Genomic DNA, 11,606 nt, shown 5'->3' on the forward strand with positions numbered 1-11,606 from the left:
CCGCCTATGAAGACCTTCGCGGTGCTCGTCGCCCTCTCCTCGGTGCTCCTCCTCTCCGGTTGTCCCGATCAGGGAACGCCGAAGGATCCGCCTCCGGCGCCGCAGACCGCGCACGCGCAGCCACCTGCCGACTCGAAGCCGGCGCTCGGCGCCGTCGATCCGAACGCACCGCTGCCGCCGGGGCACCCCGCGATCAACGCGAATTCGGCGAGCTCGCTCCCGCCGGTTCCGGAAGGCGCGGGGTCGGGCGAGACCGCGCTCGCGTGGACCACGCCCGCCGGCTGGGTGTCGGTGACGCCCAGCTCGACGATGCGGCGCGCGCAGTACCGCGTCCCCGGAAAAGCGGGCGACGGCGAATGCGCCGTCTTCTACTTCGGGCCGGGGCAAGGCGGCGATCCGATGGCCAACGCGCAGCGCTGGGCGGGACAGTTCACCCTTCCCGACGGCCAGCCCGCGACCAGCGCCATGAAAACCTCGCAAATGGACGTCGGCGGCTTGAAGGTCACGATCGTCGAGGTCGCCGGCACGTACAGCGGCGGCATGACGATGGGGACCGAGCCCGCGAAGCCGCAGCCGGGCTATCGCCTCCTCGGTGCGGTTGCACCCGGTCCCGACGCGAACTGGTTCTTCAAGTTGACGGGCCCCGACGCCACGGTCGTCGAGCAGCGCGGCGCGTTCGAATCGATGGTGAAGTCGCTCAAGCACGGCGTGTGATCGTCCCCGCCGCCGCTCTCGTTCTCCTCGCGGCCGCGCCGGCCGTTCCGCCACTTCCTCCGGATTACCCGTTCAACAGGCCGGCGCCTTCGTGCCCGGCTTACCTCTCCGTCTGGACGTCGGCGGGCTCGCTCCAGGCCGGCGACGACTGGGACGCGGTGCTCCTCGAGATCCGCTCCGATCGCGCGCGCCTCACCGACATCTCGCTCCGCGCGGCGATCCCGCGGATGCCGACCGCCGAGGCCGACTGGTTCCTCTCGGACCCGCTCGATCCCGAAGCCTCCGCCTTCTCGGTCGCGACGCGCACGTACTCCGGCAAGCCGCTCGACGATCTCTGTCAATCCCTCGTGAAAGCGGGCATGACCGCGGTGACCTCGCGCGCCGCCGCCGACCTCAAGGTCGACGGCAAGACGCTCCTCATCGAGAACCTGAACGCCGGCGCGATCTTGAACGATCGCGACGGCCGTGTCGGCGCGCTCGCGAAGCCGCCCGACCCGCGCCCGCCCGAGCGCTTGCCCGTCATCCCGTACGACGAGCAGACGAAGCCCGGCCCCGGCACGCTGACCCAGCCCGCGCTCGACGCGAAGCAGACGAGCCAGACCGAGCGGCGCGATGTCTCCCCGAAGGACCCCGACCCCGATCATCCCGCCGATCCGGAGCGTGTCGCGCACGATGACGCCGAGCGTAAGGCGCTCGACGCCGCGCGCGACATCGTCTGGCGCCAGGCGCGCGGCGTCCACCCGACCGCCGGCGACCTCGAGGACATCCCCGCATCGCGGCGCATGCTCGCGCGCATGGCGGAGCTCGACGTCGAGGGGCTGCCCAAGGGGCTGCCGAGCGACTTCATCCTCGCCACCCTCGGCGCGCCGAAGGACTACGTCACCGCGCTCGCGATCGACGTCCTGAACTACGAGGACAACACCGATCGCCTCGCCGCGCTGAGATGGCTGGGCGACATGGCCGCACCGAGCGCCGTCGACGACCTCATCGCTCTCCTCCGCAAGCGCCCCGACGGCAAGCAGCTCCAGGAGGAGCAGGCGCTCGCGCTCCGCGCGCTCCTCAAGGCCTCCCCCGACCAGGCGCGCATGCAGGCGCTGCGGCTTCTCACCGCACCGCGCCGCGTCTGTCGCGCCGCGATGGGCGTGTTCTACTTCACCGAGCCTGCGCTCCGCCGCGAGCTGACGACTCTCGACTTCTCGAACCCCGACAAGGTCAAGGGGATGGCCGCTCGGATTCGCGGCCATCTCACCGTCAATGCGCGCGATCCGGACCTCAAGAAGGCGGCGGCCGGCGTGCAGAGCGCGCTCTACTAGCGTTTCGGGCCGCCGCACCGGAGCGAAACCATCCGGTAGAGCGGTCCGCTCACCGTATACTCTCGGCAACCGCCGGGGGCCTCTTGAAATTTCGTTTTCGCGTCGCTGCGATCGCGCTCCTTTCGCTCGCGGGCGTCCGGCCCGCCGCATCGCAGACGCCGGTCGATCTCGGCTTCGCGTCGGTGATCGGAGACGCGGTCGTCGATGAGGGCCGTGGGCTGATCTACGTCAGTCAGCCGTGGACCGATGACGTTCTGTTCGTTTCGACGCACTCGCTGACGGTCGTCGCACGCGTCCACGTTGGGCCGTCGCCCTACGGCCTCGATCTATCGCAAGACCGGTCGCGGCTCTACGTCGCTCTCGGCGGTTCGGGCAAGATCGCGATTCTGGATCCGGACACGCTTACACAAACCGAAATCCTTGTCGCCGAAGGGCTGGGGGACTTCCAGGTCTGGGACGTGCTCGAACGCAGCCAGGGAAACGTGCTCGTCTCCGGCAGCCAGGAGCTCCGCCCCGTGTCGATGGGGGTCGGGATCGTCCACGTCGATGAAGGCGGATGGTTCGAGAGGGTGGATCCGCAGGAGATCTTCGACATCCGTCCCTTCCTGGCGTTGAGTCCCGATCGTGGTTTTCTCTATGTCGGACAAGACGAGTACCCACTCCACATTCCCGCGGCGAGCGAGAAGACCCTCACGAAGATCGACCTCAGTACCACGACACCGCCGGGGCTGTTCGGACATCGGACGTGGGAAACGGTCGACGTCCTCTATCAGCTCGAACCCTCGCCGGACGGATCACGTATTTTCCTCGCGAACGGCGAGGTCCTCTCGACCTCCGTCCTCGAGACGGTCGCCTCCGCGCCTCCCGGCGTCCACGAGCTGAGCGCGGACGGATCGATCCTTCACATCGCGACAGCGCCGGGGACGCTGGCGCGCTGGAATGCTCAGACGCTGGCCCCGATCGACACGACGACTCTTCCGTGTTCGTTCCAATACGTCGAACGCTTGGCCGTGTGGAACGGGGGAAGCGATCGCGTCGTCGCCGGCGACGATCACCTCTGCGGGTTCGTCACCACGACGGCATGCAGCGGGCCGCCGCAACCTGCCGCGTCACCCGACCCGGCGGACGCCGGAGCGAAGCCCGCTCTTCGCGGCACGCTGCGGTGGCAGGGGAACGACTCATCGTGTCCCGAGACCTTCGACGTCCGCCTGGGCACCGACGACCCGCCCACGACGACCGTTTGCTCGGGCCTTCACGAGCGCGCCTGCGACCCGGGACAGCTCACCGCGGGCGCGACGTACCACTGGCAGGTGGTCGCCACAAACGCCACGGGTAGAACGGCTGGCCCGATCTGGTCGTTCGTCGCTGCGCCTCCGCCCACTCCTCCGCCGTACGTGGCGAAGGTCGAGCTCGAGGCGAAGGCGCACGACGCGGTGCTCGACGTCGCGCGCGAGCGCGTCTACGTCAGCTTGCCCGCGCTCGACGCGGTCGTAGCCATCTCGACTCGCACATTCCAGGTCGCGGATCAATTCACGATCGGCCCGAGCCCGCGCGGGCTCGACCTGTCACCCGACGGTGAGCGCCTCTATGTTGCGCTTCAAGGATCGGGCGAGCTCGGCATCATCGATCTTGCGACCCGTAATGTGCGTCGCATCCCATTCGGCGAGGCCATGAATTCTCTCCAATCTTGGGACGTCGCGGCGTCGCCGGACGGCCGGGTGTTCATGACCGCCAATGGGATCGACTTCGGCGACATGAGCTTCACGGCCTACGTGCGCCCCGACGTCAACATGGCTCCCGTGCGTGTCGGGCTCGATCTCTGCGGTCCGATCCTCGCCGCGACGAGCGACAATCGCCGCCTCTTCATCTCGGAGCCGACCTGCACACCCGACGAGATCGACGCGCGCGACCTCACGACGGAAGACGCCGCGATGGTGCGTACCGAGACCGACTATCTCTATCCGTGGTACTGGACAGGTTCGTTCACGCCGTCCCCCGACGGAAAGCGCCTCTTTCTTCACGGCGGCGTCGTCCTCGACAGCGATCGCCTTTGGCCCGTGGGATGGCTGGCGTACGGACCGTGGATTCTCAATCCGGCCTACGGTCTCAAGGCCTTCGGCCCCGATCCGAACGTCATTTGGTCGGCGACGGAGCCGGATTCCCTGACTTCTTGGGACGCGAACAGCTACTCCTTCCTCGACGCCTACACAGTTCCGTGCGCGTTCCAGGAGATGACCAAGCTCTTCGTCCTCCCCGACGGCGGCTGGCTCGTCGTCGGAGACGATCTCGTCTGCGGGCGCGTGCAGCAATCCCCCTGCGCGACCACCCCGGCCGTTCCTGGTCAGCCGATCCCGCAGGACGGCGCGACGGACGTTTCGCCGAGGCTCAAGCTGCAATGGTCGGGCACCGGATCAGAAGCGTGTCCGACGACGTACACGGTGAAGCTCGGCGCCCATGGCATCGCGACCGACGTCGTCTGCCAAAGCACCCCTCATACCGTCTGCGATCTCGGATCCTCGCTTGCACCGAACACGACCTACACGTGGCAAGTCGAGGCGACGAACGACGCGGGAACGGTCACCGGCCCGGCGTTCTCGTTCTCGACCGGCGCGTTCGCGACGCCCTTCCCGTCGGTGATCGCGTCCCACCTCCCCCGCTATCCCACGGACATCGGGATCGACGCCTCGCGTCACCGAATCTATGCGGCGTTTCCAGACACGGAACGGCCGGAGATCGCTTCGATCGCGGGCGAATGCGGCACAGTTGTCGGCGCCTACCCCGTCGACAGCCGCCTCTATAGCTTCGTCGTGGGCTTGGACGGCCGCCATCTCTACGGCACGTTGTACGACGGCAGCGCGCTCGAGATGATCGATCTCGACACCGGGACTCGATCGCAATTCGGCTTGTGGGGCGACGATCCGTCACGTCGGCCGAACTACTTGGTCGAGCAGGCCCCGGGTCAGTTCTTCGTCACTGCGAAGGCTGATCGCCCGTTCATGTACCGCGTCGACCTCAACACACAGTCCAGCGTCGGGGTCACGCCGCCCGACATCTACTTTGGCGGGGGAAACCCTTTCGTCGCTCCGGGCGACAAGTACCTTTACACCAGCAATGAGTACACACCGTCGATGTTCAAGTTCGACACGAGTCGCCCGGGCACACCGCTCGTCGCACACAATCTATTCACCGAGGCGATCGGCTCGGTCCTCCCCGACGGGAAGCGGATCATCTCGAGCGACGGCGTCGTCTACCGCGCCGGGACGCTGCTCGAGGAGGGATCGCGCGTCTCGCCGGGGCCGTCCAGCCCGTCACCGAGCGGCGATGTGGTCTACGTCGGGCGGCAGAGCGACGGCGGCAGCGTCGAGGTGTGGGACACGAGTTCTTGGACGCTCCTTCGGACCATCCCACTCGGCTGTCCGAACATCCAGGCTTGGATGCCGATCAACCGCCTCCTGACGCTCCCCGGCGACACGGGCTGGCTCGTACAAAGCCTCCAGGAGCTCTGCATCTTCTCTTACGATCCGGATTTCGACGGACGCCTGAACGGCGCCGACGACGTTCCGCTCGATACCGACGGCGACGGCCAGCCCGACAGTTGCGATCGTTGCCCCACGGTACCCGAGGCCATCGCCCGCGACACCGACGAGGATTTGATCGGCGACGCCTGCGACAACTGCCCCACGGCGTTCAACCCAGCCCAGACCGACGGCGACGCCGATGGTATCGGCGACGCCTGCGACAACTGCCCCACGATCGCCAACGCAGATCAAAGGGACGGTGACGGCGACGGCATCGGCGACCTCTGCGACAACTGTCCGAACATCGCGAATGCGAACCAGAACGACTACGACGGCGACGGAATCGGCGATGCGTGCGAGCTTGGCATCCCACTCGTCGATGCCGACGGGTCAGGGCGCGTGGACGGGCTCGATCTAGCGCGCCTCGGCCGCGCTTTCGGCGCAATGTCCACCGACGCGCGCTTCGACCGCGGCGTGGACTTCAATCGCGACGGCATCGTCGACGGGATCGATCTGGCCATGCTCTCGGCGATGTTCGGACGGTCGGTGCCAACGCATTGAGGGCGTAGAGCCGGCGCGAGCTGACGATGCTGGACTTCACGAACCCCGACAAGGTCAAGGGAATGGCCGCTCGGATTCGCGGCCATCTCACCGTCAATGCGCGCGATCCCGACTTGAAGAAAGCCGCTGCGGGTGAGCAGAACGCTTACTGAGACTCATGGACACGCCGACGGCGACGCCGCGATCTCCGCGTCCCGCGCGCCTTGCTGGCTCGCCAGTCCCTCGTCGTAGGTTCCCGGTGCCGTGCAGTCGACGCCGCGGACGAGGTACCAGAAGCCGTCACCCAGCGCCGGAGTAGCGGCGTCACTGGACGTCGGCGTGAGCGAGTCGTTCGCGACGCACTGGTCCAGCGTCGAGAAGTCACCCGCCGAGCTGCGTAGCGTCGACAGAAGGCCCCGCACCGTGTCGTAGCGATCGGCACCCGCGACCGCCGCCCAGGTGAACGTCTCGGTGGCGCCGCTCTTCGACGCGCTCACCGAAGGCCGGCCCGCGGGTGCGATGAAGCCGTCGTCGATCGCGCCGTTGCAGTTGTTGTCCTTCCCGTCGCACACCTCGGGGTTGCCGGGGAACATCGTCGGGTCGGAGTCGTTGCAGTCGCCGCTCGCCGCCACGTAACCGTTGGGCTGCGAGCAGGCCGCCAGAAACACGCTCGAGTTGCCGTAGCCGTCGCCGTCGGCGTCGCGGTAGTAGGTGACGAGCTGGCACGACGTCCTGATGTCGATTCCCTCCGGGCCGTTCCCCGGAAGCGAGATCCACCGCGTTCGCGGGAAGATCGGATCGGTCGTCGAGAAGCGCATGCGCCACTTGTAAGCGGTGAGCGGATCGAGACCGGAGACGAGCCGGTTGAAATTGACGTCGGCGCCGGAGCCGTCGGTCGTGCCGGTGTCGAAGGCGTTGCCGTGGACGTACGTCCCGGTAGCGATCGGCGTTCCGAGCGGCGCGACCTCGTGGTCCATCGAGATCATCGCGCGCCCGCGCGCGTTGCGGCCGCGCGCGAGGATGCGGAAGCGGTCCGACGAGCCGCTCGATCCGAGGAACGCGACGGGGCCGGTGCCGGCGCCGTTGTAGTTGCGCGGGATGAAGTCGAGGCCATCGCCGCCGCCGCCGAGGTAGACGAACGCGCTGCCGCCGGACGTGCCGTCGGGCGCGCCGATGACGACGTCGGAGAAGCCGTCGCCGTTGACGTCGCCGGCCATCGCGAAGGATTGGCCGAACTTCGTGTTCGCGGCACCGGTGACGCTCCAGCCGGCGGTGTTGCCGAGTCCGGTCGCGGAGCCGAAGTGGATCTCGATCGCGCTGAATTGACCGACGGTGAGAATGTCGGAGAAGCCGTCGCCGTTGACGTCGCCGGCGAGGCGCGCGTTGACGACCGAGAACGTCAGCGCCTGGTCGGGGGTCGTCATCGACAGCCCGGCGGGTCCGCCGAGGTAGAGCGCGTCGGTGGTTCCCGAGGCGTCGGAGTGGTGGTACACGACGTCGTCGTAGCCGTCGCCGTCGACGTCGCCGGCGGCGTGAACCGATGAGGAGAAATCTCCGAATTCGGTCCAGTCGTCGTTCTGGTCCATGCGCGGTGCGCCGCCGTAGTAGACGCGCGACGATTGCGCGCCGAGCCCGGTGTAGTCGTTGGTCAGGACGTCCGACAGGCCGTCTCCGTTGACGTCGCCGGCGGCCTCGACGTTCTCACCGTCGAGGAACTCGACCGGCGTCTGATGGACCCCGGTCGCGGAGCCGTAGTAGATCCTCGTCCCGTCGTTGACGCCGCCCGAGACGCCGATGTCGGCGAAGCCGTCGCCGTTGACGTCGCCGACGCCCGCGACCTCCGAACCCAGGTTCTGGTTCACGATGCTCTCGGTCCGCGAGAACGCCGGTGTCGTGCTCACGCCGCCGACACCGCCGTGATAGACGTAGAACTTCCCTTCCTCGCCGCCGCTCTGAACGTTGAAGTGCGGCTCGCCGACGATGACGTCGTCGTAGCCGTCGCCGTTGACGTCGCCCGCCCCGGCCACGGAATCGCCGAAGCCGCCGTGGAACTGGAAGCCGTCGAGCGTCGTCGCCGGAACGGTCGACGGACCGGTCGCGGTCCCGAGGAAGATGAACGCCGCGCCGAGATCGGCACCGCCGTACTGCGGATCGCCGACGATGATGTCGGTGAACCCGTCGGCGTTGACGTCCCCCGCCGAGGCGACGCTCCAGCCGAAGTTCTCGGTCTGCGTCGTGTCGGCGCCGTGGAGCGCCGCGAGCGACGTGGTCGACGGTCCGTCGCCCGAGCCGAGGAAGAGCCAGGCGCGGCCCTCGTCGGTCTGGCCGTGATCGTAGCTTGCGGCGCCGACGATGAGATCGCCGTAACCATCGCCGTTGACGTCGCCCGCGGCGAAGACCGCGCCGAGCGCGTCGTTCGCCTGATCGCCGGTGAACGTCCAGCTCGGCGTCGTGCCGATCCCGCTCGGCGACCCCTGGAAGACGCGGATCTGCCCCGCGTTCGCGAGCCCTCCCGAGGTGAATCCGGGCGCGCTCGCCGCGACGTCGGCGAAGCCGTCGCCGTTGACGTCGCCCGCCGGCGCGACCGACGAGCCGAGGCCCGCGCTCACCGATCCGCCGTTCAGTGTCTGCGCCGCCGCCGAGCCGAGGCCGGTCGACGATCCGCGGTAGATGTACACGCGGCCCTCGCCCGAGAACGACGAGGTGAATGACGAGGCGCCGATCGCGATGTCAGCAAAGCCGTCGCCGTTCGTGTCGCCGACGCCGGCGACCGAGCAGCCGAAGAGCCCGCCCGATCCGTCCTCGGTCCAGCTCGGCGTCGTCGAGAGGCCGGAGGCCGAGCCGTAGAAGCCGAGCACGCGCCCCGCGTCGACGAGGGTCGCGGTGTCCCACTGCCACGCGCCGGCGAATACGTCGTCGAAGCCGTCGGCATTGACGTCGACACCTCCCGCGACGTGAATGCCGAGGTTCGCGTCGACCTGGTTCGATTCGACGTGGAACGGCGTGCCGGCCGCGATGACGGTCGACGCGTCGCCGAGAAAGACGTAAACCGCCCCTTCGTGGCTCTGGCCGTTCGTGTAGTAGGGCGCGCCGACGACGAGGTCGTCGTTGCCGTCGCCGTCGACGTCGCCGCCGTAGGCGATCGAGGTGCCGAAGCGCGCGCCGGCATTCCCTGCCGTCAGCGTCTTCGCGAGCACGATCCCGACCGAGCTGATCGATCCGGTGTAGACGAAGACGGCGCCCTCGTCGACCTGCGTCCCGTCCCAGCGCTCGGCGCCGACCGCGAAATCGTCGTAGCCGTCGGCGTTGAGGTCGCCGGCCGTCGACACTGACGAGCCGAAGCGCGCGTCGGCCTGATTCGATTCGAACGTTCGCGTGGCGGTGAGCGGGAGGCCGGACGGCGAGCCGAAGTAGAGGAACACCCGGCCCTCGTCGACCTGGCCGTTGTCGTACTGCGGCGCGCCGACGATGACGTCGGAGTAGCCGTCGCCGTTCACGTCGCCGGCCGTGGCGACCGACGATCCGAAGAACGCGCTCACCTGGTTCGACTCGACGGACCACGTCGCGCTCGTGAGGAGCGGATCGACCGTGATCGGGTACGCGGCGTCGCGATCGTCGATCTCGATCGAGAGCGACTCCGGCGCGAGCCGGAACCGCGCGGGAAGCTCACGCCCGCCGGCGTCGATGACGTGGAGCTCGCCGAGCTTGAGGAGCGGCTTCCCGGCGGGATCGGCGAAGAGAATCGCGCTCCCCGTGGCGTCGGCCCTGCCGAGGAGATCGCCGGTGAGCTTCAGCGAGACGACGAGCGGTGCCGACCCCGGCATGCGCGCCGGAATCTCGAGTACCTGCTCCAGGCCGGCGGCATCGTTCACGTAGCGCTCCACGAGCGCGTCACGTGAGAACGAGATCGCGGCACCGGTGCGGGTGAAAACTCCGGAGGCGAGCGCGGTCTCCGACCCGGAGCGGCCCCATCGCGCGGCCTCGAGGCCGAGCCGCCACCCCTCGCCGCCCTCGCGCGGCGTGACCACGATGCCGGCCGCCGTCGTCCCGACGCGGAACCCCTGCGCCCGGTTCGGCGCCGAGATCGTGCCGCTCGGGAGCGCATGGAACTCGTACTCCATCCGCTCGAGGTTGTCCTTCACCCGGGCGAGCCAGGCCTCGTCGACGCCGGCGGCCGCCGAGACGAGCGAGAAAGAGAGGAGCGATGCCGCGATCGTGCCGAGGATGCCGTTCCTGCGCATGACGTGATCCCCCATGCGGCAGAGGAACGGGACGGCGGAGAGAACTCCTCACCTGCCGGGCGAAGAATCTCCCTCGAGGACGATCGAGCGCGCGAAGACGACGGAAGTCCCCGAACGAACCTCGAGCCTCAGAGCCTCGCCACGGGGAAAACTCTTGGGATCGAGCGTCACGGCGAGGGCGCCGTCCGCGTCGAGCGTCGCGGCAGGGATCGTCGTGTGCGAGTTGCCGAGCGTCAGCTCGAGCGGTACCTCCGGCCTCACATCGTCCCGGTCCACGAAGAGCCGCAAGACGAGAGGCCCGCCGGCGGAGAGCGCGAGCGGCGCAGGCGGCTCTCCACCGCGGGTCACCGGCTCGGACTCGAGACCGACGATCCGCGCTTCGGCCACGGGCGCCGGAGACGGCCGGACGAAGCGGTACGCCGGGATCATCAGCGCGAGGAGCACCAGGTACGCGAGCGCCGCCTCCGGCCGCAGAAGGGTCACGGTGAGGCGGCTCCACAGGGACGCGCGTCGCTCCGCGAGCGGTTCGCCCGACGCCTCATGAATCGCCGCGGCGGTGCGCAACGCGAGCGCGCAAGCCGGGCACGATGCGGTGTGATCGAGAAGTCGCTCGATCTCGTGCGGGGCCAAGAGGCCCTGCGCCATTGCGAGGTATCGGTCATCGTCCGGACAGCCGGCGCCCTTGGGGCCGGAGGACCAGGCGTCGGCGAGCTTCGCGTCGTCGATCACGCCGCTCCCTTCTCCCGGAGGCAGTGACGAAGGTCCTCGAAGCCGCGGAAGACGAGGTTTGCCGTGCGCTTCGCGTCCGCGCCGAGCAGCTCGGCCGCTTCCGCGTAGCGAAGCCCCGCGAGACGGAGCTGGACCGCGCGGCGCCGGTCGGCCGTGAGGCCTCGCAGGCAGGCCTGGATCGCGCGCACCAGCTCGCCGTCGAGCGCGCGGCGCTCCGGATCGGCGGCAGGTGCTTCCGCCTCACCCACGCCCTCGTCGTCGAGCGGGCGCTCGTACTTGCGCCGGGCGCGGCGCACCTCGTCCAGGACGACGGCGTACGCCGTGCGCCAGAGATAGGTCGCGTTGAACGACACGCCTCCGCCCCGGACCTGCTCGAGGATGCGCACGAGCGAGCTTTGCACGAGGTCGTCCCTCTCCCCCCGAAGCCAGCGCGGACAGATCCGGGCAACCGCGCGCTCGAGCTGCGAGCGTAACCGCTCGGCGTCGATCCCCGGATCGACGTTCACCGATCCCCCGTGCATGCCGCCAGGATCGGCCAGCGGCCGAGTACG

Annotated in this window: 7 protein-coding genes; 4 read left to right on the top strand and 3 right to left on the bottom strand. The window is 68.8% G+C overall.

Annotation, left to right across the window (positions count from 1 at the left end; translation table 11 throughout):
• The first annotated feature begins 6 nt into the window (after positions 1 to 6).
• From VFV19_06710 to VFV19_06725, 4 genes are all read left to right on the top strand, one after another.
• Positions 7 to 714 (top strand): hypothetical protein, encoded by a 708-nt coding sequence (locus VFV19_06710; GenBank protein ID HEX4823985.1) that lies wholly within the window; start codon positions 7 to 9, stop codon positions 712 to 714.
• Complete coding sequence (locus VFV19_06715; GenBank protein ID HEX4823986.1) at positions 711 to 2,027, top strand: hypothetical protein; 1,317 nt, start codon at positions 711 to 713, stop codon at positions 2,025 to 2,027. The genes VFV19_06710 and VFV19_06715 overlap by 4 nt, the downstream gene beginning before the upstream one ends.
• 83 nt (positions 2,028 to 2,110) lie before the next feature.
• Positions 2,111 to 6,106, top strand: a complete 3,996-nt coding sequence (locus VFV19_06720; GenBank protein HEX4823987.1) for a thrombospondin type 3 repeat-containing protein — start codon at positions 2,111 to 2,113, stop codon at positions 6,104 to 6,106.
• A gap of 26 nt (positions 6,107 to 6,132) precedes the next feature.
• Positions 6,133 to 6,258 carry a hypothetical protein gene (locus VFV19_06725; protein HEX4823988.1) on the top strand — a complete coding sequence of 42 codons (126 nt, stop codon included), beginning with the start codon at positions 6,133 to 6,135 and terminating at the stop codon, positions 6,256 to 6,258.
• 3 nt (positions 6,259 to 6,261) lie between these two features.
• Here the strand turns inward: VFV19_06725 and VFV19_06730 are convergent, their stop codons facing one another.
• From VFV19_06730 to VFV19_06740, 3 genes are read right to left on the bottom strand one after another with little or no spacing between them, the layout of a single operon-like run.
• The gene (locus tag VFV19_06730) at positions 6,262 to 10,326 is read right to left on the bottom strand and encodes an FG-GAP-like repeat-containing protein (protein ID HEX4823989.1); all 4,065 of its coding nucleotides are present in this window, start codon (positions 10,324 to 10,326) and stop codon (positions 6,262 to 6,264) included.
• A gap of 48 nt (positions 10,327 to 10,374) precedes the next feature.
• Positions 10,375 to 11,055, bottom strand: coding sequence for a hypothetical protein (locus VFV19_06735; GenBank protein ID HEX4823990.1), 681 nt, complete (start codon positions 11,053 to 11,055; stop codon positions 10,375 to 10,377).
• On the bottom strand, positions 11,052 to 11,576 hold the full coding sequence (locus VFV19_06740) for an RNA polymerase sigma factor (GenBank protein ID HEX4823991.1): 525 nt from the start codon (positions 11,574 to 11,576) through the stop codon (positions 11,052 to 11,054). The genes VFV19_06735 and VFV19_06740 overlap by 4 nt, the downstream gene beginning before the upstream one ends.
• Between the last annotated feature and the right edge of the window lie 30 nt (positions 11,577 to 11,606).

It is taken from the genome of Candidatus Polarisedimenticolaceae bacterium, assembly GCA_036275915.1.
Classification (GTDB): Bacteria; Acidobacteriota; Polarisedimenticolia; order Polarisedimenticolales; family DASRJG01; genus DASRJG01.

Bases quoted from the DNA above. Each gene is read 5' to 3' on its own strand.
- VFV19_06710 (HEX4823985.1), top strand. From the start codon at position 7: ATGAAGACCTTCGCGGTGCTCGTCGCCCTCTCCTCGGTGCTCCTCCTC.
- VFV19_06725 (HEX4823988.1), top strand. From the start codon at position 6,133: ATGCTGGACTTCACGAACCCCGACAAGGTCAAGGGAATGGCCGCTCGG.
- VFV19_06730 (HEX4823989.1), bottom strand. From the start codon at position 10,326: ATGCGCAGGAACGGCATCCTCGGCACGATCGCGGCATCGCTCCTCTCT.
- VFV19_06740 (HEX4823991.1), bottom strand. From the start codon at position 11,576: ATGCACGGGGGATCGGTGAACGTCGATCCGGGGATCGACGCCGAGCGG.